General features: G+C 40.1%; 16 protein-coding genes. 2 read left to right on the plus strand and 14 right to left on the minus strand.

Annotation, left to right across the window (positions count from 1 at the left end):
- Window positions 1-157 precede the first annotated feature (157 nt).
- Window positions 158-949, plus strand: coding sequence for a carbon-nitrogen hydrolase family protein (locus R2Q84_RS18830; protein WP_316818140.1), 792 nt, complete (start codon window positions 158-160; stop codon window positions 947-949).
- 137 nt (window positions 950-1,086) lie between these two features.
- Here the strand turns inward: R2Q84_RS18830 and R2Q84_RS18835 are convergent, their stop codons facing one another.
- The 9 genes from R2Q84_RS18835 to R2Q84_RS18875 all read right to left on the minus strand — a co-directional run bounded on the left by R2Q84_RS18835 (window position 1,087) and on the right by R2Q84_RS18875 (window position 16,211).
- Window positions 1,087-2,676: a RagB/SusD family nutrient uptake outer membrane protein gene (locus R2Q84_RS18835; protein WP_316818141.1), complete on the minus strand. Its 1,590-nt coding sequence runs from the start codon at window positions 2,674-2,676 to the stop codon at window positions 1,087-1,089.
- A 17-nt stretch (window positions 2,677-2,693) separates the two neighbouring features.
- The gene (locus R2Q84_RS18840) at window positions 2,694-6,230 is read right to left on the minus strand and encodes a TonB-dependent receptor (RefSeq protein WP_316818142.1); all 3,537 of its coding nucleotides are present in this window, start codon (window positions 6,228-6,230) and stop codon (window positions 2,694-2,696) included.
- A gap of 344 nt (window positions 6,231-6,574) precedes the next feature.
- On the minus strand, window positions 6,575-7,723 hold the full coding sequence (locus R2Q84_RS18845; RefSeq protein ID WP_316818143.1) for a FecR family protein: 1,149 nt from the start codon (window positions 7,721-7,723) through the stop codon (window positions 6,575-6,577).
- A 65-nt stretch (window positions 7,724-7,788) separates the two neighbouring features.
- On the minus strand, window positions 7,789-8,349 hold the full coding sequence (locus tag R2Q84_RS18850; protein ID WP_316818144.1) for an RNA polymerase sigma-70 factor: 561 nt from the start codon (window positions 8,347-8,349) through the stop codon (window positions 7,789-7,791).
- An 84-nt stretch (window positions 8,350-8,433) separates the two neighbouring features.
- Window positions 8,434-9,450: a polysaccharide deacetylase family protein gene (locus R2Q84_RS18855; protein WP_316818145.1), complete on the minus strand. Its 1,017-nt coding sequence runs from the start codon at window positions 9,448-9,450 to the stop codon at window positions 8,434-8,436.
- A 37-nt stretch (window positions 9,451-9,487) separates the two neighbouring features.
- Entirely contained in the window at window positions 9,488-11,461 is a 1,974-nt protein-coding gene (locus R2Q84_RS18860; protein WP_316818146.1) for a hypothetical protein, read from the minus strand.
- A gap of 16 nt (window positions 11,462-11,477) precedes the next feature.
- Window positions 11,478-12,914 carry a DUF1080 domain-containing protein gene (locus R2Q84_RS18865; protein ID WP_316818147.1) on the minus strand — a complete coding sequence of 479 codons (1,437 nt, stop codon included), beginning with the start codon at window positions 12,912-12,914 and terminating at the stop codon, window positions 11,478-11,480.
- Between the two features lie 38 nt (window positions 12,915-12,952).
- A complete protein-coding gene (locus tag R2Q84_RS18870; RefSeq protein ID WP_316818148.1) occupies window positions 12,953-14,329 on the minus strand; it encodes a sugar porter family MFS transporter in 1,377 nt (458 codons plus the stop codon).
- Window positions 14,330-14,375: 46 nt separating this feature from the next.
- The gene (locus R2Q84_RS18875) at window positions 14,376-16,211 is read right to left on the minus strand and encodes a class I mannose-6-phosphate isomerase (protein WP_316818149.1); all 1,836 of its coding nucleotides are present in this window, start codon (window positions 16,209-16,211) and stop codon (window positions 14,376-14,378) included.
- Window positions 16,212-16,435: 224 nt separating this feature from the next.
- On the opposite strand from R2Q84_RS18875, the gene R2Q84_RS18880 reads away from it, so the two are divergent.
- Window positions 16,436-17,167 carry a GntR family transcriptional regulator gene (locus R2Q84_RS18880; protein WP_316818150.1) on the plus strand — a complete coding sequence of 244 codons (732 nt, stop codon included), beginning with the start codon at window positions 16,436-16,438 and terminating at the stop codon, window positions 17,165-17,167.
- A 78-nt stretch (window positions 17,168-17,245) separates the two neighbouring features.
- On the opposite strand, the gene R2Q84_RS18885 is transcribed toward R2Q84_RS18880, so the two are convergent.
- Genes R2Q84_RS18885 through R2Q84_RS18905 form a run of 5 tightly spaced genes read right to left on the minus strand, consistent with a single transcriptional unit; the run spans window position 17,246 to window position 26,111 of the window.
- The gene (locus R2Q84_RS18885; protein WP_316818151.1) at window positions 17,246-18,547 is read right to left on the minus strand and encodes a hypothetical protein; all 1,302 of its coding nucleotides are present in this window, start codon (window positions 18,545-18,547) and stop codon (window positions 17,246-17,248) included.
- Window positions 18,548-18,582: 35 nt separating this feature from the next.
- Window positions 18,583-19,782 (minus strand): DUF4998 domain-containing protein, encoded by a 1,200-nt coding sequence (locus R2Q84_RS18890; RefSeq protein ID WP_316818152.1) that lies wholly within the window; start codon window positions 19,780-19,782, stop codon window positions 18,583-18,585.
- 26 nt (window positions 19,783-19,808) lie between these two features.
- Complete coding sequence (locus R2Q84_RS18895) at window positions 19,809-20,978, minus strand: DUF5000 domain-containing lipoprotein (protein ID WP_316818153.1); 1,170 nt, start codon at window positions 20,976-20,978, stop codon at window positions 19,809-19,811.
- A gap of 46 nt (window positions 20,979-21,024) precedes the next feature.
- The gene (locus R2Q84_RS18900) at window positions 21,025-22,938 is read right to left on the minus strand and encodes a RagB/SusD family nutrient uptake outer membrane protein (RefSeq protein WP_316818154.1); all 1,914 of its coding nucleotides are present in this window, start codon (window positions 22,936-22,938) and stop codon (window positions 21,025-21,027) included.
- Window positions 22,939-22,958: 20 nt separating this feature from the next.
- Window positions 22,959-26,111, minus strand: a complete 3,153-nt coding sequence (locus R2Q84_RS18905) for a TonB-dependent receptor (protein WP_316818155.1) — start codon at window positions 26,109-26,111, stop codon at window positions 22,959-22,961.
- Window positions 26,112-26,426: the final 315 nt, after the last annotated feature.

Raw genomic sequence — 26,426 nt, forward strand, 5'->3', positions numbered from 1 at the left:
TAAGTTAATACTTAAGTAAGTGTAAACTCAGGGTAGGAACGAACAGTTTTCCACAGACACAGGCATGTAATTCATGATGAACAATACGCAAAACATAAAAAAACGATTACCTTTAGTGTAGACAGTTTTAAGTACCGACGTAAACACATCTACACAAATGATAGTAGCACTTGCCTCACCTCCATTTCCGAAATCACTAAGCGATGGCTTGTATTGGTTTCGCAAACTTGTAGCAGAAGCAGCTACGGAGCTTGCGGATATAATATGTTTTCCTGAATCATTTTTGCCCGGTTACCCTGGAATGGGATATCAGAAGGCAGACCGTGACCAGGACAAATTACAATGGGCATTGAATGAGGTTTGTCAGGTAGCTTTAGAAAACAATGTAGCTATCATTGTCCCAATGGATTGGCATGGACCAAACGGCCACTTACTCAACATTGCTCATGTTATCTCTGCCACAGGGGAAATCTTAGGCTATCAAACAAAAAACCAGTTGGACCCTACAGAAGATCACATTTGGGTTCCAGGCACCGAAAGACAGCTGTTCGAAATTAAAGGTCTAAAATTTGGTATCACTATATGTCACGAAGGCTTCAGATATCCTGAGTCTGTAAGATGGGCTGCACAAAATGGTGCTAAGATTGTATTTCACCCTCATTTTGTTGGTAGCAATACAGAAGGAAAATTGCTCAATAACTGGGGCGATAAAGATAATCCGTATTACGAGAAAGCAATGATGATGAGAGCTATGGAAAACACGATTTACTTTGCCAGTGTAAACTATGCTTCCACCTACCCGGATTCTGCAAGTTCCATAATCGATCCAAATGGCAATTGTGTAGCTCATGCCACTTACGGAAAAACCGGATTAGTTGTCGCAGAAATCAATCCTGATGAAGCTACTGGCCTATTGGCAAAACGTTTTAAAAATCATCTTTATAACTAACAGAGAATAACCTTGATTTCTTCTAAATTTCATACTTGTTCCTGAAGCAAACATAAAAATTGCCCGGCAATGAATTACCGGGCAGTTAAAAAGTTAGAATGATTAGTTCTATTGCGCTATATTAAGTATTAACCAAATTAATTACCTGAATAAGGATTCTGATCTGACGGCTTCAATGCCTCATTGTTAGCCATCTCCAACTGTGGAATCTGACAAATGAAACGATAATCGTTAGACGGTAAGGTACCCATAGGCTGAGCTGCCGATGCAACATAACCGTTTAGCTGACTACAACCCCAGGTGTAATGCCCTTCCACGTAAGTAGCAGTTTCCTGATAACGAATTAAAGGTCTTTGTAAACGTAACAGGTCATAAAAGCCTGTAACACCTTCACAAAGCAATTCCTTACGTCTTTCTATGTAAATAGCATCCAATAGCGGTTGTCCAGCTGCCACTGTAGTTATCGCTGTAACGCCTCTGGCACGCTGCAGGCGATTTAAATAAGTAAGTGCCTCAGCACTTCCCAAATGCGCAGAAGCTTCCGCCATAATCAATAACATCTCTGAGCCACGCATCAACGAAACTTCGGGACGGGTATTTCCCTGTACAGCTCCATTGGCATCGCCATAATGCTTGTATTTATTATAAGCCCATTTTGTAGACCACTCTTTTGAAGCATTCTTTGTACGTTTCCAAAACTGATACCTGTCTTCTGTTTTTTCAAACAACTGCTCATACTTTCCATCCGCAAAGAAACTCAGGAAAGCGTAAATAGGCCCATCGGTAAAACCTTCTCCATAACTTTCGTCCTGGTTATACCAGAAATTGTACTGTGTACTTCCGCCGATCTGATCTACATCAGTATACTTCATAGCCCATAATACCTCTGCATACCCATTTGTAATCACTTTATCAAAGCCTGCCCTATATTGTTCCTTAGTCATCAGTTGATTATAGGCTGTATAGACTGTAGTAGCTTCGGCAAGTGCGTTGGGCCAATCATTCATCACCAAATAAACTCTGGCGAGTTGTCCGGATACCACGTTCTTATCAATGGTCCATTTATTTTGACGTTGAAAACCCGCCAATAAGCCTTTTGCATCTTTAAGGTCTGTCAAAATCTGAGCATAGCAAGCTTCAACAGAAGAACGCGCCATACTAGGCTTGTCCGACGACGATAACCTTAATAGCACTCCAGGCTTATTTTTAGCCAGCATATAGGTTTGCTGGTAGTTTTGGATCAGGTGAAAATAACATATTCCACGGATAGCTTTGGCCTGCCCCAGGATCTGTTGTTTCAATTCCGTACTCCCATCAGCAGCAGGCAGCGCATCTATGATGGTATTCACCTGATTAATAATCTTATACATCATTGTCCAGATCGCATCTGAATTTCCCGTAATCTGTGTTCTTGTAGGCTCATAATTGTAAGCGATATACTGGTTACCTGCCATATTGGTATGACAAAGAATATCCGCTCCTCCGAGGTCCACATACATCTGCAAACCTGCTAAGCCGGAGTATACCCGATCCGCTCCATCATTATTGAAATAAAGTTTTCTATAAGCTGAAGTCAGCACCATATTTAGCTGACTAACACTCTTAAGCACCGACCCATCCGAAGTTGCAGTGGATGAATCTGTGGTCAGAAATTTTTTACAACCGGCAGATCCCATCAGCAGAAGAGATGCCGCCATGAACACGAATATTTTATATATATATTTCATCTTTGTAGCTTTTATAATTAAAATGAGACCTGAAGGCCGCCCATATAAATCCTTCTTGAACCTTGAACACCATTATCCGTATCGGTGTTACCATTATAGTTATTCCCCAATACCCCGGTTTCCGGATCTGAATAGCGATCTTTCGCAGATCCGAATGTCAACAGGTTATTTCCGGTCAGGTAAATTCTAGCACTAGAAACACCAAGCTTTTTTGTTATTTCCTTAGGTAGTGTATAGCCCAGCGTAAGGTTTCTGAGACGTACAAAGTTATTGGTAAACACATAAAAATCAGTAGATCTTCTAGTACTCACATAACTGTCGTCAGACCATCTAGGAAGCAAAGCATTATCTCCCGGGTTTTTCCAGCGATCCTGTACCAAATCCTGAATCACACCCACACCACCACGCAGCGTAGAACGCTCTACATACCCAAAGTCGAACATTTTAGCACCCAGGGAATAATAGAACATAAATGAAAAATCAAGCCCTTTATAAGCGAAGGTATTTGTTACGGATCCATATGCTTTAGGAAGTGCTGAACCAATATATTGGTAATCGTTTGTAGTTACATCAGCATCGTAATTTTCAGTTGTTTTCCAGCCTCCTGCTCCATCACGAATCCAGTAACGCATATTTCCGTTATCCGGATTAACACCCGCATTTTTCAACATGTAGAATTCATACACCGAACGGCCTTCCTCCATTTTATAAGTTGCAGCACGATTAGCGAAGGTAAATGAACCTCCCGGAAGATAAGTGACTTCATTTTTTAGCGTAGAAATATTCCCGTCAATTCTCCAGTTAAAAGTCCTATTGTTAATCAGATCGGCACCAAGAGAAACTTCAAAACCGCTGTTACGAATATTACCCAGGTTGGTGTTTACTCCATTTGCAGAACCAGCCTGTCCCGACAATGGAAACAGCTTGTAATACAATAGATCTGAAGATTTTCTCGTATAATATTCTACCGAACCATTGATACCTTTAAAAATGGTAAAATCAAACCCAACATTCAGCTGCTCGTTGCTCTCCCATTTCAAATCAGGTGTTGCATAAGCGAATTGTCTGAGCCCAGCATCTCCATATAATGGATCAGACTCAAATACGCCCTGGTACCCATACAATATTTCATCCCCGATACTTCCATCACCATCTCTTTTAAACAATTTATCATTTCCCGTTGAACCATAACTTCCCCGGAGTGAAAGGTTATTAACCCAGCTAACATCTTTCAGAAAATCTTCATTAGAAATTCTCCATGAAGCACCTGCAGAGAGGAAATTCCCCCAACGATTATCGGGATGAAACCTGGAAGAACCATCTCTCCTAACGGAGCCGGAAAGGTAGTACTTGCCTTGGTAATTGTAATCCAGTTTACCAAAAAAAGAAAGCAGGGAATAACGGTCTTTACGAGAATCAGCTGTCCAGCCTTTGGTAGTTGAACCCAATTCATACTGGCCAATCTGCATAATTCCTTCTCCGTATGAAGTATTGTACAAGAAATCATAATTATACATCTCATGTCCTGCCAATGCACTCAGACTGTGGTCACCTATCTTTTTCTCCCAGGTCAACAGGTTGTTCCATGTTAAAGAGGTAATATCAGTATTGGTGCGGGTAGCATTACCACCAGCAGTTAGTACGGAAAGACCGTAAGGCGCCATCTGGCCTGAGCCATGTACAGCAGATCCATAAAGGAATTCCTTTGTACTATTGTTATCTATCCCGATACTACTCCTAAAGTTTAGGTCAAATGGTAATGATACGTTGGCGAAATAACGGGTAGAAATCATATTCCTCTGATTATTATTAAAATCCTCGTCATTAGGATTATTCCAATAATCACCGCCATTGTTTAAAGCATGAATTCCGAAGAAATTATTTACATACGAACCATAGTCGAACATACGCTTGCCTGTTTTTTCAGAGTAGATCCAATCTGTATTGTCAATATTCCTTAACCATGGCGAAGACATTGTTGTGCTAAACGTTTGGGCACGCATTGACCCAGAGGTATTTTGTTTTGAACTCGTATAAGCCATATTACCCCCAAGTTGCAACCAATCAGTAACCTGAGTAGTAACATTTGCCCTTAAGGTATAGCGTTTAAAATATTGATTACTGGCATAACCACCATCGTTAAGATATGAACCGGAAAACAAATAATTCGTTTTACCACTGCTACTGGTTCCACTCACGTCTACTCCGTAATCCTGACGCAATTTACGTGAATACAAAGCACCGTAAATATCGTAATCTGACGGATCCCATACCATTTCCAATTTAGGATTGATATAAGGCTTGCCATTTCCATCATGTAACACATAATCTTCAGTGATGTGCTTAAATGGAGATACATAGCTAGACTGTCCAGCAGAATTAGTTACTGCTTTAAGTATTTTACCCAGCACATTGTCGGAAGCCCAGTCACCTGCCTCGGCTTTAGTCATTCCGTATTTGTAATACCGATCGTTAAACATACCTTCCCAGGTATTGAGCAACTGCTCATAAGGGTTAGCCTTAACCGGATTTTTAACTGCATTATCTGAAGTTCCCCATGCTGCGCGCAGGTTAATCTGCGGCGTAGAAGATTTTCCTTTTTTGGTGGTTATCATCACCACACCATTGGCTGCACGTGAGCCATACAATGAAGATGCAGCAGCATCTTTTAACACAGAGATAGACTCTATATCACTTGGTGAGATAGAATTCAACTGTCCATCATAAGGCATTCCATCAACTACATATAGTGGATTAGAAGCTCCACTCATAGACGAAATTCCACGGATCTGAATACGTGTATCACCTCCGGGATTTCCTTCATTATTCACCACATTGATACCGCTACCCATCCCCTGTAACGCTTCCGCAAAACCGGTACCCGGAACCTTCGACAGCTTATCTCCACCAATCACTGCAACAGAACCAGTAAAAGTTGATTTTTTAGCTGTACCATAGGCAACTACCATTACATCGTCCAAGCCTTGAACAGTGCTCACCATCTTTACATTCAGCGGACTGTTCCCATTCCACACAATCTCCTGTGGAACGAAACCTATGTAAGTAATCACTACAACATCGCCTTTCTGCACACCATCCAAAGCAAATTTACCATCTTTGTCGGCTATTGCATGGCGAGCAGCGCCTTTGATGGCAATGGATGCCCCTGGTAAGGGATTACCTTCGTCATCTCTAATCGTCCCGCTCAATCTGTCCACCATAAGGCGATCAACCAAAGTAGACAGAAAAGAAGCCTTCTTTTTTTCTATCGTCACCATTTTCTGGTCGATCGTAAAAGTTACAGGCTGATTTTTAAAACATTCCTCTAATGCAACTTCAAGACTTACATTCTCTACATTGATGCTAACAGGTCTTGATCCGGCAATGATTTTATCGCTAAATACAAAATCAACACCGGTTTGTTTTCTGATTTCATTCAATACCGTAGCCAATTTCGCACGTTCGTGCTTTAAGGTAACATTCTGTCCATAGGTAGTAGCGCTTACCTGTAGAATTGCGGAAGTTAACAATACGATAATCAATTTAATTCGCATAGTCCATTTGTTATTATTTACCTCACAAATCCGCTTAAAAACCGGGTTTATGATATGTAAAAATTTGGCCATAGGAGCCTTGGGCCCATATAGGCTTTTGGTGTAAAATATCATATATTTACATCTTGTTTAATCTTGAATTGCCAATACGTCAAAAATCTTGGGCAACTCAAGTTGGTTCATTAATCAATTGTTTGCGATTGCCCGGGACATCCGGGTTTAATGGATAAGCTTAAACATCCGCCGGAAGTGGTGGTACACTTCCGGCAATTATTTCCAGCTTATTTCCTCTGAGCTTAAGGATCGTTTCTGTATAGTTTTTTCATCTGTTTTGGTTAGGTTATTTATGTTGATTGATTTTTTACCATGATTGTATTACCTATCACTTCAAATTTTAGTCCGCCAGACTGTAAGGCCTTAAGCAATACGGAAACATTTTTTTTCCGGGAAACTTTCCCTGTAAATGTACCCTCTTTATCTACTCCGGGAGCATACATTACCCGCACATTGTACCACCTGGAAACGCGTCTCATTAAGGATGTCAACGGCTCCGATTGAAATACAAAATCTCCATTTTTCCAGTCGACTACCTGCTCTACATCTACATTGGCAACATTTAGCCGGGCTCCTGCTAAAGCGGCTTGTTCACCTGGTTTTAGTATACGGTCCTGTCGACCACTACTCAGTCCTTCCAGACTTAATTTTATACTTCCTTCCAATAATGTAGTTTTCAGTTCAGGCTCATCTGTGTAAGCATTTACATTAAAATGCGTTCCCAAAACACGTATCTGCTGGTGCACCGTTTTAACAATAAAAGGACGTTTTTTGTCTTTTGAAACTTCAAAATAAGCTTCCCCCACAAGCTCAACTTCCCGAGACATTGCGCTGGAAAAAGACACAGGGTAACTAATGGATGAAGCTGCATTCAGCCAAACCATGGTCCCATCTGGTAAGCGCAACTGATAAGATTCCCCTTTGGCGGTAGAAAGCTTGTTCAATGCATGCGGATCTCCACTTTCCTGATCTTTTATTTCATAGATCAGTTGGCCATTTGCTGTTTTTGTAATGCTTGCGCCAGATTCTGTTGCCAGCTCTCCTTTAACATCGGCTGTCAGTACAATCTTACGACCATCTGCCAAAGTAAGCGTTGCTGCATTTTTCCCTGGAACTATATCCTGTACCTGCGCTTGTTTTGTATCCTGGACCGATTGGTTGTTGTACCATAAATAACTTCCTCCAATAACCAGTAGCGCAGCAGCAACCGCAGAAATTGTTTTGAAGATGCTTAACTTTCGAATATTTCTTTCAGCTGGCAACCTGTTCCAAATTTCATCAGACAATTGTTGATAGTCTGGAGTGGCTGGCATTTCCTCCGCTGATGCTGATGCCAGATTATACAAGTATTTTACTGTAGCCGCTTCTTCAGGACTACAGGTCCCTTGCCGATATTTGGCTAACAGCTCTTCTTGTTTTTCATCTAATTTGTCTATCATGCAACAGCGCTTTAAGGTTGTTTATAGGTATAACAACTCAAGATGCCACAGGATGCAGATGAAAATCAAAAAAATATTAAAAAAGAATTCAATTTATTTTTAAGTATAGTTAACGCATTGCTAACCTGACGTTTAACAGTCAGGGAAGATATATTAAGTTCATCAGAAATTTCCTGATGCGTTTTAAACTCTTTCCTGCTCAATTCGAATATCCTGCGCATTTTTGGGGGCAGACTTTGTATGCCGGCTTCTATCAATCGTGCAAAATCGCGTTCGATCACCTGTTCGTCTGCTAAACTTACTCCGCTATGCTCCAATACAACTTTTCGCTGCTCCATATAACGGGCTTCAATTTTCAGGTGTTTTATCTGGTTAAGAATTCTGTTCCTGGTTGCGGAATATAAAAAAGCAGCAACTGGTGGCTTTATCTCGTTCTTTTTAATCCATAAAGTGGTAAACACTTCCTGAACTACATCTTTTGCTTCCTCCTCGTTCCTCAACATATTCCGGGCATGACGATAGAGTAAGGGCCAGAAACGGTCATATATCTGTCTATAAGCTTTCGGATCTCCTGACTGGAATACTCCCAGAAGTTCATCATCGCTTATGTCTGATAACTGCCCCATACCAATCTACTTTTTTTTTGTAACAATATTAATATAATTTCCGCAAATCTTGCCCAAATACCAAATTATTAAAAAAAAGCAGACTTATTTATCCATCAAAACAGTTGTCTTTTTAGCGTCTCCATCACTAATAAACCGATTACCGTTCTTATCCTGTTGTTTTAAAAATGCCTCGGGTCCCGTAGGGGTATCCCCTGCCTGAACACGTTGAATAGCCAGGGGATTAAACTCTTTGCTATATGGAGATACAGAAGTCACAGACCCCACCAGTAACACTGCCTGATGATTGTATTTAACCCCTTCGAATTCTCCCTTAGATTCGAACACCCTATTCTTGGCATGCATACCAAGTGGCAATGCTAAACTCTTCACTTCATAGTCAGGAATAAATTGCCTGATTTCTTTTACAAACATCGCCAGATGCTTTTGAACACCAGCGTCATCCAGCTTATTCAAGGCAACATGATACCACCCATGATTACCAATTTCATAACCATTAGCAATTAACCATTCCAGCTTTTGCTTTTGATATTCAGGCTGGGCAAACAGTCTAAGATTTGGCTTGATGGCCGGCAACACATAAAATGAAGCTGTTAATGGAAAATCTGCATATTTCTTTTTAAACTCTTCCATAATCCCTACCGCACAATTTGGATCAATCTGCAAACTGTCGCCCTTTTTTATATAACGAAACTGACCAGCACTGGAATCATCAAAGGTAAGTGCAAATGGTGTCATACCTGCAGGAACATTAAATTTTCCACTTGCAAGATCCAGTACAGATACCGGATAGAAATTATGATCGTAAAGCATTTGCAGATCTTTTCTGAAATTCTCCGGCGTCCGTCTCCAGGTGTCTTCAGGATAACCAATTAAATGATATTCCAAAACCATAACTTTTCCCATCTCATTCGCCACATAACCTGTGGGTTTTCGGACAGGACCGGCGCTTGAATCCTGCTGTTGTTCAGTATCAGAGCCTGCACTTGCTGAACTATTAACGTTAGTTTTTACTGGTTGATTGCAGCCCACCATAGCGATTAGCAACAATGGGCATACACATTTCGAAATGATTTTATAGTAAATTCTGTGATCCTTCATCGGTTATTCTTTATGAAGGGCAAATATATGCTTTAGTTTATTTACCTAGAGAATTGATGTAAGCTGCAATCTTTAATCCGTCAACTTTAGTAACCTGTGGCATTGGCGGCATTTCTGTCGAATAGCCGGGCCAGTTCTCTGGCTTAGGGTTATGAATCAACTGCAGTATCTTTTCATTGCTATATTTACGTTTAGCAATATCGGTAAATGAAGGGCCGATCTGTCGTTTTGTGGGATTATGGCAAGCCATACAGGTGTAATTAGCCAGTAAACCTTTTACTTCTGTATAAGTAGGTGCTTTTGCTACTGTTTTTACTTCCGCTGTAATTTGTTCAGTTACTTTTTTAGCCGGAATTACTTTTCCTTTGACACTTATTGGCTTTTTTACAGACGCTGGTGTTACATTCACCACCGGATCACTGTTAGAGTTCCTTGTACTCCATTCATTTGCCGCAAGTTTCTCTCCTGCCGGAATATTGTTTAAGGTATAATAGGCAACAGGATGAACAAGGGAATAGAAATTTTGTTTTTCGCGAACACCATCTACCTTAATAGTATGGATGTAATATTTGCGCAAATTTTCGACTACTATCCTAGCTTTTAAACCATCTGCAGATACCTTAACTCCCATCACCTTTAACTTCTCAGTATTAACAGGCGGAGAGCCATAAACAGGCTGGTATTTATAGATAAAACTTTCAACATCATAAGATGCAAGATCATTAGCCGACTTCAAATCTACAGGACTAGTAAACTCAATTTCAAAACCATCGGGCATTGCTCTTACCGCTTTCATTTCGAAAGGAGTTTTATTGTTGTAAACCAGGCGCTCAAGCCCTTCATTTGCATCACCGGCAGATCCCCAGCCTCTATTGGTTTCACCAACAAACAAAGATCCATCTTGCCCCCAGGCCATTCTCAACACACCCGAACGGAAACCACTTCTGAACAAAAATGCTGCTCCCTGCTCTTCGCCATTAACTTTTTCCAGGAACACACGTGAAATAATACTCATCCCCTGGTCTCCTACTAAAAGCTGACCTTCAAAAGGCCCAAAAGTCCCTTTAGGAATTTTAACAGGTTCAGAAGTCGAAATACCCAGAATTCCATAAGGTAACCATACCGCTGGTAGACGAAGATCAGGGAATTCCTTCTTCATATCAAACAAAGTTTTAAAATTCTCGTTCACCCTGTTTTCTGGTTTGATATAATAACCATTTTGATCTTTTATTCTTCTCTCATCTATTTTAGAATAGAAAAAATCCTGAGTCATTTTTAATGGGGAATCTGAACGTTTTGTCCAGGCCAAACTGGCGGGATGCCCCATAAAATCACCTTCATTAACCTTCCATACACCACCAGAACCTACCCAGTCGCCTTGGTTTTCAGTATAATAAAGTTGTCCGTCTATCACATTTAGTCCTGCCGGAGAACGCATTCCCGCAGCCCAGGGTTTCATTTTTCCATCTTCTGTAATGTTCATTGCCCAACCACGCATAGGTACACGACTCTCTGCACGCCACCACTCCTGATCGCCAAAAGCCACATTACCTGTAACAAAGAAAGAGCCGTCTGGTGCTATTTTGGGACCAAAACTATACTCGTGATAGTGACCACTTAATGGCCATGCATAAATAGTCTCGTACACCTCAGCCTTACCGTCCATATTCCTATCCATCAATTTGGTCAGCTCCCCTCTTTGTGCCACATAAAATGCACCTTCCTTATAAGCAAGACCTAATATTTCGTGCAGACCAGTTGCAAACTTTCTAAAATAGGGCCTGTTACTGGTCGGGTTTTCTACGATGAACACATCGCCCCTACGGGTTGATATTCCCAGATCACCATTAGGGAGGGTAACAAGTCCGCCCACCTCTAATACAGGACCTTCAGGCATCCTCACTTTCATGATCTTAAAAAAATCTTCTTCTTTTGGTGTTTCCTGAGCCTGCGTAAATGTATAATTAAAGCTCAAAGCCAGCATAGCCAGCATTTTAAAAGTATGTTTCATTTTGTAGTAAGAGCGGTTAGAACGAAAGGTGATATCTTAATTTATTTCCAAGCAGAATAATCATTTCTTTTCTGCCATCAACCTCTCTGATTATAGGTTTATCTGCCGTTTCATTTAATTCGATGTAAAAAGACGCTCCGTCAACACGGTATTGTCCTTTTCCTATTTCCTGAATATTATCTCCATTGGCCAGTAACACATATAAATCTGGCACCGTTTTATCTATGTTTATGGTACGGCTAAGCCCCTTTCCATCCTCAATAACCTTAATGGAATCGGTAACATGCGCACCATAAACATCGTATTTGAACTTCGGTTTTTCTTCGTTATCCAATATGTAGCCTCTGGTTCTAAAGCCTGTTCCAGTAGTATCTTTAGGCCAGGCAGATTGCGGGCTTGAAAGCTTTGCTACTGCCGGAACCAGTTTATCGGTAAAACGCGTTATAACACCCCGGGCTCTGGATGTACCGTTACCTCTACCGTCCCACATAGGTGTTGCATCGACAAACTCGCCACTCCAGCCAAACAAAAGCAGGCCATTGTCCAGATCATAACTGTAATGCACTTTCTGCGGTGTTCCCACAGATATGGCGTGTACCGCACGTTTATTATGTGAAATATCTATAAAACTGCGTATCATCGTGTTAACAGGCGCATCGATATAAATAGGATCTGCTCCATCTCCACCTACTTTTCTACCATAAAGCTGATCGTCAGGAACCTTAGATAGCTTAATATTTTTAAAAGCAGTCAACCCCTCACCACTCTGCAAACGCAATGGTCCAAGTGGTTTTTCTTGATCTGTCCCTCCTTTTGTTGGTCCAAACAATTCTAAATTATCGTGAATAAGTACACCATTTAGCTCTGCACTCAATATCCTTGCGTTACTCCTTTTCACACCAGCAGCATCAAATTGAGGTGCCTGAAATACAATTTTCAAGTGTTGCCACAAACCAGGAGCCTTACTTGCATTTTGTCGCGGGGCATAACCGCCAAAGCCCTTAAATCCTTCTGGTTTCGTATCATCCCATCGTTCGTAAATACCGCCATTATCTGAAGACTGCGGATTTGCCACAGCCCATGAGTCATTAAGCTGCACTTCGTAATTTCCCTGCAGATAAATTCCCGAATTGGAACCTTTGCCCAACAAATAGTCTAGTTCAAGGATTAGGTGTCCATGCTGCGCCTGAGTAAACAGATCAACACCCTTATCTTTCTTAGCTGAACGATGAACAAGTACACCTGTTCCTTTTGTAAATTTCACTTCATTTTCTGTCCTGGGATTTACAGTCACATTTTCGGCCAGTGACCAATTGTTGCCAGGACTGTTAAATGCGGAAAGATCATTGAGCTTAATCGACTCCTGTTCTGTTAACTGCTGAGCATAAATGGCTGTAGTTCCTAACAAATACAGAAAAACAGTTGTTCTGAGCTTTAATTTATTTGGTATCATTTTTTCTTATGTATATGATTAAATAATAGATAATCTGATCACTTCCAAAAAGATTCGATCTCTTCGAGCGACTTCCCTTTTGTTTCCGGAAGCAGCTTATATACAGTTATAAAAGCAATAAGACAAAAGCCCCCAAATACCCAGAAAGTAGCTGCAGTGCCTGCATATTTTAATAAAATTGGTGTCACCTGCCCCATTATTGTATCTGCCACCCACATCACCATAATACTAATGCCGAGCGCCTTCCCCCTTATTCTGGTAGGAAAAATTTCAGAAGCTACCACAAATTTTAAAGGACCGATAGAAAATGCAAAACAGGCCAGGAAGACTGTAACACTGATGACCAGAAAAAAACTGGTAGTTAATCCTTGCCAAAAGAGAAATCCCGTAACAAACAAACTAACAAAGGCGCCCAGTGTACCCACCAGATACAATGGTCGTCTTCCCCACTGGTCTACTTTCCATATAGCGATAAAAGTAAATACCAGGTTCGCTGCACCGAAGATAACTTGCCCAAGAAATGAATTTTCCAGGGCAATCCCTGCGTCCTGCAAAATTGAAGGGCCATAGTAGATAATTGCATTTATCCCACTCAACTGTGAAAATAAAGGTAACAATATACCAAGTAGCATGGCTTTTCTCAGCTTAGGAGCAAACAACTCTTTATAGGAACCTCCATCTTCAATGCTATCCACCCTTAACGCAGCTTCTACAGCCTGAACCTGGCCGTTGTTAATAAACTTAAGAATGTCCATCCCCTCCTGAACACGACCTTTTTTGATCAGCCACCTGGGGCTTTCAGGAACAAAAAATAATCCTATTAAAAAAAGTATCGCCAATATACCGCCAACGCTAAACATTCCACGCCACACTTCCTCGATGAAAATAAGATCTATAAGCTGAGAAAATCCAACGGATGATTGACTTGCAGAATAACTCAATAAAAGCGAGTTCGAGATATAAGCAAGCAAAATACCAACTGTAATGGCCAGCTGGTAACAGGTAACTAATCGCCCCCTAATACTCGCAGGTGCAATTTCGGATATATACAAAGGCACGACGATAGAAGCAATCCCTACACCTACTCCGCCAAGTAAGCGGGCTGCAATTAACCAATCGAGTGAATTAACGACTGAACACCCTACTGCTGAAATCAAAAAAAGGATTGCCGAAATGAACAACAGTTTTTTACGTCCTATTTTATCACTTAAACTTCCTGAAAAAGAAACCCCAATGATGCAACCTACCAATGCAGAGGAGACAAACCACCCCTCATAAAAAGGGGTTAAATCGAATTTCTCCTCTACAAATGGCAATACACCCGATATTACTGCCATGTCGAAGCCGAAAAGCAGCCCGCCAAGGGAAGCAACAAGGGTAATTAAGCCCAGGTAAACACTGTTGTTTTTATTCATAAAATGTGGTTCTATTTGGTTAGGTTATTGTTTAGGGGAATTTTATTTATAGTTGAATATTATCTTTAAGATGGACCTTTATCACTTTAGCCCGCTGTGTTCCATGATTGATTAGTTTATAATTGCAAGTTGCCGCCGGCACAATGAACGTTTCCGCATAATTGAATTTGTATGAAGCTTCACCAGCAATTTCAGCAGAAATACTTGTCCCCTCCACCAGCATAAGCACATGACATTTGTCTTCCGTATTGAAAACAACTTCCGTATCAAATTCTACTCTTTCTATTTCGTAAAAATGATCCTTATGAGTTGGTAATTGTAGCAATTGCCAGTCTGCCCCCTTTTCGATTATACTTTGATGAGAAATCAGTTCTTCAACAACTTTAGCACCTTTACGTTCAAAGTTCAGGTTATTAAAAGCATGCTCAATATTGATTGGGCGGGGCTTGCCATTAAGCCCTAATGCCAGCCAATCGTACATTTTGAAAGTAAAAATATAAGGTGTGGCGCTAATTTCGAGAACCATATTGTTCACTCCAGAGCTATGTACAGTTCCATTAGGGATTAAAAACAATTCATGCTTACGAGATGGAAAACTTTGTATATATTTTTCCACTTCTATTTTTTCATTGTTTGACTGACTATCTTCTAAAACCTTACGAAATGCTACAGGATCTATATCCTCCTGAAACCCAAGATAAACTTTAGCCTCTGGTCCACAATCCATGATGTAATAAGTTTCATCCTGCGTAATCGTTTCACCAAACTGCTCTTTTATGTACGATCTGGAAGGGTGACATTGAATAGAAAGGTTCCCTCCCTCAAAAGTATCGAGAAAGTCGAACCTAATTGGAAAATAAGTCCCAAATTGATCAGCATGTTTACCCAATATAGCTTTATTTTCTATCTCCATTAAAAGATCAAAAGTTATTTCCAGTAATTTACCTTCACTTTCCAGCACAACGCCATTTTCGGGTGTAATAAGCTCAAACGACCATGCATAGTTAACCTCTTCTTTATTAAGTCCGTCAAGATGCGCTTTCATCCATTGCCCCCCCCACGAGCCACTTTCAAACCATGGTTTTGCTCTAAAAACAGCACGACTCATCTGGCTTAATCCTGCTTGCAGGTTTTGCATAAAGATCCAGTTCACATCATCAAGCCATTGTCCGTCCGCAATAACCGAAATTCTGTCGAGTAATGCTAATCTATGTTTATTCAACAATACCCAGTCTACAAAATAAAACCTTTTATAGGTGTAAAAAGGATTATCAGTAATACGACTACCTAAATTACTTATGACTCCGGCTTTCATCCGGTATTGAATCTCATTTTTAGGAATTTCGAAATAGATGACAGGAGCAAGCCATTGCACCAGTCCTGCTCCCTCACCTATAACAATATTGAGCGTTTTGTTTTTATCTTTTTGTAAACCGGAAAGTTCATTACACCTAAATAAATCTGCGAGCTCAAGTGAGGTCTTCTTACCCCAAACATCATTTTCTCCAGCTAGAAATGGCCCAACCAATGTTTCCAACTCGATTTCAGACTTCAGGTAATCAGCTGTAAAATGCCATTTCACGGAAACACCACGTATTTCGAGTTGTTTTTGAATATTTAACTGTATTTCTTTAAAAAACACTCCACCATAGCCATCAATAAGGACGCTATCCTGGGTAATGATCCAATCTGTAAGCTGTTCAAAACCATTTATAATCTTTTGACCAGCTAAGCTGAAATAAGGCGTTGGTTCATATTTTTCAACTAAGGGTACCTTCCCCACTTCCAAAGGCAACGAGGGCTGTAAACTCTCCCTCCAGTTACTTGTTGTAAACGCTTGACGGCTTTGCGTTTTCACTACATTTTCAGAATCTTCAATCATTTTTTTGTGTGTTATCATTAATCAAGGCAAACCAACATGTACAAACATATTAAACAAAAAACAGTGCTTAAATCAATTTTGAATCGGTTTCATAAATACTTCCGTTCACAAAATCAATACAAATATATAAGTATGTACAAACATAGTAATTTAATAATTATTTGCAAATATATTTTCATAATTTTGCCCTTGAACCTACAAACTACTAGGACAGAAAAACAGACATGAAGATAGCCATCAATCACAAAAGCCCGATTCCTTTGCATATCCAGGCTGAGGAATTATTACGTAAAATGATTAAGCTTCCTGAATTTCAAAATGGTAAGCTTTTACCTAATGAAATTGATCTTGCAAATCAGCTGGCCATATCCCGCACCACGCTGCGTCAGGCCTTAAACAAATTGGTTTACGAAGGCTTACTGATCCGAAAGAAGGGAGTTGGAACAAAAGTGGCTGATGCAATGATCAGTTCTAAATCAGTTAACTGGCTTAGTTTCTCTCAGGAGATGCAGGCAAGAGGCATTCCAATTAAAAACTTCGAACTTCATGTGAGTTGGATTTTTCCGACCGAAACTATAGCCAACTTTTTCAATATTAAAACGGATCAAAAAATACTAAAACTAGAAAGGTTACGGGGCAAACCGGAAGGTCCATTTGTTTACTTTGTATCTTATTTTCATCCCCGTACGGGATTAACAGGAGAAGAAGATTTTAAAAGGCCGCTATATGATATATTGGAGCGCGACCACAATATCATTGCAGAGCTTTCCAAAGAGGAGATCAGTGCGGCGGCAGCAGATAAATTTATAGCAGCAAAACTAGAAACGGATCCTGGTAGTCCAATCCTGTTCCGTAAAAGATATGTTTATGATCAGGCCGACCGTCCAATAGAATATAACCTGGGATACTATAAAGCAGACAGCTTTGTTTACTCGGTAGAAAGCAGGCGTGCCTAAATTCTAACAAAAAACAAAAGGCCTGAAAATGTAAATATATTCTCAGGCCTTTTTTGCTATTTGAAGAGCTTTAAAGCATTATTTAATTTTCTGTTTCAGCTCGTTTATCGCACTCCACAATACACCGGCCTCACCTCTAAAACTGGCAGATCCCTGCGGTTTGTTATCAGGGGTATACCACTCATAAAATCCATTGTTTTTAATCACTCGGTCTAACATAGGTTCCATGGCTTCACAAGCCTCTTCCAGCAAATTGTAACGGATCAGCTGAGAAACCATCCTTCCACCAAACCAGGTCCAATCTCCCCCATTCTGATAAGAATATGGGCCCATACCAGCATTTTTAAAATAACCCTTTGGATAGATCGGATAAATTGTCAGTCCAATAGTCGCAGCATTTGCTTTTTTAACATTCTCCTGCATTTTACGATAGGCTGTTTTTACCTCTTCTTTATTTAAAAGACCGGCCTCTATAGCTACGGCAGTTCCTCCATGGTAATAGATTTCTGATTCGTTAAATGAAGCAGGGAAAGGAGAACCGTTTAAATAAATATGCGGTATAAACTTCTGATTTTTCTTATCCCAAAGGTGCTTACGTGTATTTACAGCAATTTTAGCCTTAATATCCTTCCAGTATTTTTTGGATTTCGGCGATAAGTCTGCAATTTCCAGAAAGTCATTTATTGCAATAATAAACATCGCATTATCATAAATATCGATCGATAAATGCGAATTAGAGTCCAATTCAACACCCCAGCTATGCTCAGGCTGTACATCTCCCCAATCTACAGTCGTTGCCCCCCATAGCATTCCGTGTTTCTTATCAAACCTTTTATTTAATAAAAAGCCCATAGCGCGTTCCAGGTGTTTTTGCACCGATACACCTGCAATTGTATTTTTCAGAATACTTTTATCACCTGTACCTCTTACATATTTCGCTATCGCCTGCACCAATGAGGTCTCCTGATCAGTTTCAACTGTATTTTTATGTCCGGCATAACCAGGCGCTAAAGCCGAATGATAATAATTATACGGCACAGCTCCATTTTTAATTGGTACATAACCATCTAAAATACCTCCATCAGGTTGTTGAAATTGAAAGAAAGTAATCAAATGCTTTTTTAGTAATTCCTTATCATTTACTTTACTGGCCACGGTAACAAAGGTATTCAAGTCTCTGATCCATACCTCACCATAGCCATCACCGGCAGTAAAACCTTTTTTCACAAGGCGCTCGGCCATCACTTCTACCGAATCCGACATGGGCTTGATGGACGCAACCTTTTGTAAAACCTTTGCAGGCACAACCTGCTGTGCGTTTGTGTTTTTACCTAAAGCAAAAAGCCCCAAACCTGTTAACATTAACATTTTTACTTTCATTTGTGTGTTTTTATTATGGTTAGAATTATTAGTTTTTATCGGTCACTTGTCCAAAGTGTAATCTCTCCTAATACTGTAAAGTTTCCACTTCCCCATATTTCGAGTCCTTTGATACGAATGTACCTAACTTTTGGCGAGCCTGGAGGAAGCGAAAAATCTTCACCGGCATTTGCATAAGCAACATCGCCTGCAGTATTTGTACCAACCGGAGATCCTGATGGCTTTTTAGATTCAAAGGTACCAAGTTTGGTCCAGCTAGCCCAGCTACCATCAGCAGCAGGTGCGTTACTTCCCCATATTTCAAATCTTTTGAGATTTTCCTGGTTATAAAGTCTGTCGCTAGCCTGCCAGGTCTTAAACCTGGTAATGGAAGTTGAAACTCCTGTATCAAAAGTAAACCATTGTAACGTTCCATTAATTGTAGCAAAACTTGATGCGCCACCGTCATCCTTCCACATATTAGGCATTACCCAGCCATGCGCAGTAGTTGCATCGGTCGGAAGTATGTGAACATTGAATTTGGACTTATCAAGCGTGCGTTCAAAAACCGGCAACCCCACCTCGACATAGTCCATCGTATAGGTGTCAATCGCATTAGGATCCGGCTTAAATATCGTACGATACTTCAGCTTCGTATTTCCATCATATTCAGACAAACCTGTTAACACTTCTTTTTGTGGGATCATCCGCGTTTTGCTATTCCCGTCTTTATCGGTATACAGCAACTCTATGCCCACTTCATCCGGATTACCGTGTGCCCAGCTGATATTGACCATTGATCCATCAGTGTTATACGTAATTCCCTTTAATCTTCTATTTACCAGATTACTACTGTAAACAGATCCATATACTGTTCCGGAAACATACCTCACTACAGACGGATTATTTTTATTATCGTAAGTAAAAACTGTAAAATTGTAGGTTCCCTCTGCCAAATCCTCAATCATCAAGTCTACCGTACTCTTAATCATTTCCGGCGTTACAGCCTTTACTATAGAATCCTTTCCATCATTCCAGAAAGCTTTAACCTTCGTTACTAACGGATCATTCCCAAGGACAACAGAAAGGAGCATCCTTTCGTCTCCTGGATGTACAATTACTGTATCAGCCCTTCCGGCGTAAAGGATTTCCCCATCGCCAAAATACTTCTTATACTCGTGCTCCTTTCTACATGAAGTAAAGAACAGCCCTTGCATAACAAGAACCAGGTAAGCTACTATATATATACGTTTCATTCTCTTTATTTTATGTTAAAAACTAACTATCTCGGGTCACCCCAAACTTCCAATTCATTGAAATTCACATACGTTCCAGACGTCCAGTTCTTGAGGGTTTTAAATCTGATATAACGTACTTTCGGCAAATCATGACTAATAGGAATAGATTCTCCTGCCAGCGCGGCATCAGTATCAGCCAGCGAGAGCTGACCAACCGGAAGTCCCGATGGTTTAATTTGTGTATGAGTAGCCAGAAGTATCCAGTTATTAAAACTGCCATCTGGCGAAGGGTCATTTGAACCCCAAATTTCCATTTCTCTGGGTGAGTGTAAAGCGAAATAAGCATTTAACCTCATAAAATAAGTCAGCCTGGTAACTTTAGCTGTTATCCCCATATCAAAAGTAAACCACTGTGGCATCTTTGCTGCATCATCACTATGATAGAAACTTCCATCCCCTTTATCGTCATCAAATAACTTCGCCAGACTTCCACCGTATCCAAGCCCTGCATCGGTTGGCAGTACATATGGTTTCATCTTTTTCCTGTCCAGCCTTTCCTCATAGTAGGGTGTCATATTAAAATACAAGGTATCGGAAAGGTTACCCCATCTGTCACGTACATAGATTCCAAACCGGGCATCTTCTGCCTTTAAATTTCTAACAGCAAACACACTCTTTTTAAGTTTGGTGTTATGTGTGACTACAGGCAAAAATTCACCCAGCTCATTATTGGTCAACACCACAATAGCTACATCTGCGGCATTTACATTCTCATAACTAACATTAATACCACCAAAATCCGGAACAGCGGTAAGCGTTTTTCTCACCAGCTCCATAGGTGGATCTTTCGGGTTAACCGTAACATTTACCGAACCAGAAGCATTGCCTCCCTTATCTACAGCGTACAAACTAACGGTGTAAGCATCGGTATCGCCAAAACCAACCACCATTACACTACTATTGGATTTGCTCACTTTAGTCTCCCTAATCTCTCCTTTTTTTGTAGTATATACAGCTCTGACATAAAGCAAATCGGGATCCGATGGAACATCAAAACTAATCCTGGCGGCACCATTCAGATTTTCTACAGTAACATTACTGACCTGAGCAGGAGCTACACCATCATTTTCTATGGGACCAGGCACCTCCTGTTCACAAGAGATCGTAAAGAGCAACAACAGCCCGATATAGCCTATAAATAAAATTCGTCTCATTATTTTCTATTTAAATTGAAATCAATCATTTATGTATCTCTCGTGTTTACCAGCCCTGGGTCTGCACCAGATTCGGATTAATCTGAAGTGAAGATTCAGAGAGCGGCCATAAGTAGTCTCTCGGACCAATAAAAGTCTGATTGAACAATAATGTCTTAGTGTTATATTCCTCTACATCTGTCTGTGTAATATTCCAGCCATAAATCGGCGCATTCAGGACTTTTGCAGCTGTTTTCCATCTGCGAAGATCCCAAAACCGGCTCGCCTCAAAAGCCATTTCAATCCCACGTTCCTGGTGAATGATCTCACGCATCCCTGTGATACTCATAAATTTATCAGGTTTATTAGAAAAATTAGTCCAGGAACTTTCTACTGATGCCAGGCCAGCACGATCCCTGATCTGATTCAAATAAGGTAATGCCTCAGCGGTTCTTCCTGCTTCATTTAGGGATTCAGCATATAATAAATATAAATCAGACAGACGCATAATCGGCCATGGGTACGATTCTACACTCAAATTAAGTGAAGTAGCCGCAAGATTCCAGTTCACCAATTTTTTCGTAAAATACCCTGTTACAGAATACTGACGTTCTTGTTTTTTACCACTGTGTTCACCTGATTTACTGCGAATCGTGTATTTACCATTTGCCATCAACCACTTAGATCCGTCAAAAGCCATATCGGCATAAAAACGAGGCTCTCTGTCGAAATGGAGTCCTACAGTCCGGTACCCCTCCTCCATCTGCTTATCCTGTGCTGTGACTGTCTTCAGTTCGTATCTATTCGCATAGTCCCAGGTATTGTCTTCCTCTATAGGCACGCCATTTTTTGTATAAAACAATTCAGCCATTTTTAATGTCGGCGCATATTTACCTTTCAGTTCTTTATTGATATTATTCGGATCCAGTTGCGGGCAGGCAAATAATTGTAGCCAGTAAGTCGGAGTTCCTTCAGCGGTAGAGCCCCATATCAATTCTCTATTCCATTTTTCACAAACCGCATTGCGGATATTCATTTCTATTTGGGTAGCATCATCTACCGCACCACCAGTTTCTGAAGCATAACGATACAAATCAACATTTGCACCTAACGCCATATCAATAGCTTTTTTACACGCATCAGCTGCTTTCACCCATTTTTTGGGGTCGTAAACAGCGTTAAAAAGTAATCTTCCATCTTTGTTTGCAAAGTTGCGGTAATCTGTATTGCCATTAAATAGTGGGCTGGCAGCAGTAACCAGCAACCTGGCTTTTATGGCGAGCGCCGCTACTTTAGTAACCCGCCCAAGTTCATCAATGCGATTGTCAATTTTAGCAGGAAGACCTACATTGGCGTTTCCTACAGTCGCCTCATCTATCAGATTAGAAATATAATTTACAACTGAATCTACAGGCTGACGAACTACTTTCACCTCCTCAGGTGTAGCATTGATAGGCAGGTTCTTATCCATTACCGGAATAGGCCCATACATTCTAAACAAATACCAATGGTAATAAGCTTTTAAAAATTTTGCTTCAGCCACCCATCTATCTTTTATGTAGGGTTCCAAACCAATCACCTTATCTACATTTTCTAAAAATATATTGCAATCTCTGATTCCCTGCCACATTGTGCGGCCGTCATACCCATCCCAATAGTTCATTCTAGGATATCCCTTATCCTGTAAGCCTCTGGCAATATGATAAGAATCCAAAGCAAAAAAATCGTATATCATCGGCCAGTAAGTCCAGGTCTCATCCCCGGCATTAAAGCCCGGGTTCATATCCGGGTTCCCTTCTTTCGGCAAGTAAGAATAACAGGTAAACAAATACTTCTCGGCTTCTACGCGATTTGAAAACGCATGCTCAATAGTTGGCAAATTATCCGGGATTACATCCAGATAACTTTTTTTACAAGCAGTGGAGAACACTGCTAATAAAGAAACTATCATAAGCCCAATATTTCTATATAAAATTTTCATATTTTTCAGGTTTTTGACTTTTACAATTGAACATTAACACCAACATTAAACACTTTCTGAATTGGGTAGCCTAAACCGTTCCCGCCCTGTTCCGGGTCCCACATTTTGAAACCACTAATTACGAAAAGGTTAGTACCATTTGCATAAAGTCTTAATCCGCCCAAGCCTAGTTTTTTGGCAAACTGGTTCTTCATGTTATATCCAACTTCAACTGTTTTTAGTCTCAGGAAAGACCCATTACGCATCCACCAGTTAGAGGGCTGTGTATTGTTTTTACTAACGGTTGAACTTAAACGCGGCCAAAAGGCATATAAATTATTGTTATCTTCAGACCAGTGATCCTCGGCGATAACTTTCAGTAAACCGTTTTGCTTATTGCTATTCATTGCAAATGGTGTTATAGCTTCTGGATTTATAAATAAAGAAGACCTTGCCGACCCCTGAAAAAAGGCGCTAAAATCAAAGCTCTTATAACCAGCAGAAAACCAAAAACCATAGTTTATTTCCGGTCTTGTTGGATACCCCATTCCATTTACCCTATCATAATCATTGATTTCCCCATCTCCGTTCAAATCACGATACTTAATATCTCCACCCCGCACTTCTCCAAAACCAGTTTGTTTAGGTGAATTCTTAACATCTTCATCATCGATAAATAAACGCTCAGCTATATGGCCATAATACTGATCAAGAGAATGGCCAATCACAGACAGGTAACTCATGTTAGCCGGATAAGCAGGCTCTTCATTAACTAATCTTTTACTTGTGGCAAAAGTAAAAGTACCTCTACCTTGTAACCACACATTTCCAAGAGTCTTGTTGTAGTCTACAGATATATCTACACCCTTTACTTCAGCTACTCCTACATTCGCGCTAATTCCTGTAGACAAGCCCATTGTTGAAGGGATAAACAGCCTTTGTGAAAAAATATTGGTCCGATGGTTTTTGTAAGCATCTATCACAACATTAACTGCGCCAAACAAACCTATATCCATACCAATGTTGGTGGCTTTTACGATCTCCCAGGTAATCCCCTCATTTGGATATCTTTTCATCGCTATCCCATTTCTTCTATAACCGTAATCCTGACCAAAAACAGCTCCTCTGCCGCCACTATTCATATCGACTTCTGACAGATAGAAAAAACGATCATTGGGATTTCCGATCTCATCCATACCTATAAGACCATAAGTCGCCCTTAGTTTTAGTTTGGTCAACGTTCCGGCAAGTGGTTTAAGAAATTTTTCGTTGTGCGCATTCCAGGCAAGTCCTATAGAAGGGAAAAATCCAAACCTGTGATTCTTTGCAAAACGCTCCGATCCATTGTAACCAAAGTTCGCTTCCAGCAAATAACGGGTATCATATCCGTAGGTAAACCTTCCGGAAAGTCCTTGATTTCTAAAAGGCAAAGATGCCTGAAGGCTCCCGGCGTTTCCGTTCAGATAATTCCTCATGATTGTGATCAGCAAACCACCAACCTCATGTTTCTGACCAAAAGTTCTGTTATAATTTACGGACAGTTCCCCATGAGTTGTCGTATTTACCGTTTTGTCTCGTTCTGTATAATTTAAGTATTCAGTACCTAGTTCCTCATTTAATATCGACAAATTGTAGCCCTTTTCTGAAGAATTAGTCGGAGTTGCCGCGTAAAAGAACGGTTTATACTGACGAATTACATCGAAATAAGAATAACGTCTTGTGAAAGCCATAAACCTTGCATTCAGTCCTTCAGTTATAAATTTAAAATCCTGTTTTAACTCTAACTGCACATTTAAAGTAGAAGTATTACTCTGCTGGAAACCAGAAACCATACTTGCATATGGGTTATTGTAAAAGTCTTTGGATGTACCGATATTGGCATTTCCAAAAAGCGGATGTTTTACAGCAGGCAAATCGGAAGATGGAAAAACAGCTGGAAAAAGTACCGGGTTAGAAGTAAGGGTACTTTTGAATACTTCGCTACCACCCCCAATTGGCCCGTTAAAATCATCGAAACTACCTGAGAGCTTTACGGCTCCCATTGTGGTTGGCGTCAACTTAACATCAACATTCGACCGGATCTCATAACTTTTCAGCTTAACGTTATTATCAAAATTATTTTTTTCATTTGATTTTAGTACTCCGTTATCCTGATTATAGGTTCCCGAAATATAATATATAGCAGCTTTTCCACCTCCGTTCATACTAAAATTAAATCTCTGGTTCATCGTATAATCTTTAATCAGTAACCCCATCCAATCATTATTCGGATACAAATAAGGATTATCACCAGCCATGGTATGATCGATTTTATCCTGTCTATAAGGTTCAGCAGCACCTGGGTTCCTCGTCAACACCGCCTCGTTTGCCAATTTCATATATGTAATGTTATCAGCCAGCTTAAAATTTTGAGTATTCGAAGAGATGGAATTTTCTGCTCTAAAATTAAACTTGGTCTTTCCATCACTACCAACTTTAGTTGTCACAAGGATTACACCATTCGCTCCCCTTGCACCATACAAAGAAGCTGCAGCGGCATCTTTCAACACAGAAAAACTAGCAATATCATCAGGTTGTAGCCTGGCCAAAGCATTATTTGTAGATTCCATACCATCAATAAGAATGAGTGGATCAACTTTACCTGCGCCAAATGAACCAACACCCCTGATAAAAAAATTAGCATTGTCCCTGCCAGGTTCTCCACTTCTTTGATAGGCGATCATGCCCGAAACTCGCCCGGCTAACATAGTTGTCAGGTTACTGGTTGGTCCTTTTAGTTCCTTAGGATTAATGGTCGCAATCGAACTTACCATACTCTCCTTTTTTTGTTGTCCATAAGCCACGACTACGACTTCATCTAGTGCCGAATCATCTTCAGGCAATACAACATCGATCTTTTCAAGACCTTTAATTTCTACTTCCGTTTTTTTGTAACCTACAAAAGAAAAAACAAGGACACCTTTTGCATTGGTTACCTTAATAGTGTAATTACCATCAAGGTCAGTCGTTGTTCCGGTAGTGGTGTTTTTCAGTAAAACGCTGACACCGGGTATTCCCAGTCCAGCACCGTCCTTTACCTTACCTTTGATGGTAAGGCCGCTATTTTGCGCGACAGACAGCTGTACACTGATACCCAGTAAAAAAAAACATAAAAGATATTTCACTCTTACGTAGGAAAGGATACGTTGGTTCATAATTTGGTTAGTTTAGTTTGGTTCATTTCAAATAATTATTAGTTAGTATCTAATTTGTACATACATATTTACATATAACAAACTTAGTATCAAACTTTTTTTTGAAAATAAATTTCAGATACCTTTAGAAAAACTTTTTACAAACAACTATAACTAATTGAGAAACAACATAAAAAAGCGATAAAAAATATTTTTTCAGCGTAACAACTTTTTAAGACATTTTTGAGCGCGCATCTGAACAGATGTGTACATAGGAAAATGTTGATACAAATTTCATTTATCATTAACCTGACATTCATATCAATCTGTTATATT

Source organism: Pedobacter nyackensis, assembly GCF_032678475.1.
Lineage (GTDB): Bacteria > Bacteroidota > Bacteroidia > Sphingobacteriales > Sphingobacteriaceae > Pedobacter > Pedobacter nyackensis_A.

What these genes read in the sequence shown, in the direction of transcription:
- R2Q84_RS18830 (WP_316818140.1), top strand. Translation starts at nt 158, where the DNA reads ATGATAGTAGCACTTGCCTCACCTCCATTTCCGAAATCACTAAGCGAT.
- R2Q84_RS18835 (WP_316818141.1), bottom strand. Translation starts at nt 2,676, where the DNA reads ATGAAATATATATATAAAATATTCGTGTTCATGGCGGCATCTCTTCTG.
- R2Q84_RS18840 (WP_316818142.1), bottom strand. Translation starts at nt 6,230, where the DNA reads ATGCGAATTAAATTGATTATCGTATTGTTAACTTCCGCAATTCTACAG.
- R2Q84_RS18845 (WP_316818143.1), bottom strand. Translation starts at nt 7,723, where the DNA reads ATGATAGACAAATTAGATGAAAAACAAGAAGAGCTGTTAGCCAAATAT.
- R2Q84_RS18850 (WP_316818144.1), bottom strand. Translation starts at nt 8,349, where the DNA reads ATGGGGCAGTTATCAGACATAAGCGATGATGAACTTCTGGGAGTATTC.
- R2Q84_RS18855 (WP_316818145.1), bottom strand. Translation starts at nt 9,450, where the DNA reads ATGAAGGATCACAGAATTTACTATAAAATCATTTCGAAATGTGTATGC.
- R2Q84_RS18860 (WP_316818146.1), bottom strand. Translation starts at nt 11,461, where the DNA reads ATGAAACATACTTTTAAAATGCTGGCTATGCTGGCTTTGAGCTTTAAT.
- R2Q84_RS18865 (WP_316818147.1), bottom strand. Translation starts at nt 12,914, where the DNA reads ATGATACCAAATAAATTAAAGCTCAGAACAACTGTTTTTCTGTATTTG.
- R2Q84_RS18870 (WP_316818148.1), bottom strand. Translation starts at nt 14,329, where the DNA reads ATGAATAAAAACAACAGTGTTTACCTGGGCTTAATTACCCTTGTTGCT.
- R2Q84_RS18875 (WP_316818149.1), bottom strand. Translation starts at nt 16,211, where the DNA reads ATGATTGAAGATTCTGAAAATGTAGTGAAAACGCAAAGCCGTCAAGCG.
- R2Q84_RS18880 (WP_316818150.1), top strand. Translation starts at nt 16,436, where the DNA reads ATGAAGATAGCCATCAATCACAAAAGCCCGATTCCTTTGCATATCCAG.
- R2Q84_RS18885 (WP_316818151.1), bottom strand. Translation starts at nt 18,547, where the DNA reads ATGAAAGTAAAAATGTTAATGTTAACAGGTTTGGGGCTTTTTGCTTTA.
- R2Q84_RS18890 (WP_316818152.1), bottom strand. Translation starts at nt 19,782, where the DNA reads ATGAAACGTATATATATAGTAGCTTACCTGGTTCTTGTTATGCAAGGG.
- R2Q84_RS18895 (WP_316818153.1), bottom strand. Translation starts at nt 20,978, where the DNA reads ATGAGACGAATTTTATTTATAGGCTATATCGGGCTGTTGTTGCTCTTT.
- R2Q84_RS18900 (WP_316818154.1), bottom strand. Translation starts at nt 22,938, where the DNA reads ATGAAAATTTTATATAGAAATATTGGGCTTATGATAGTTTCTTTATTA.
- R2Q84_RS18905 (WP_316818155.1), bottom strand. Translation starts at nt 26,111, where the DNA reads ATGAACCAACGTATCCTTTCCTACGTAAGAGTGAAATATCTTTTATGT.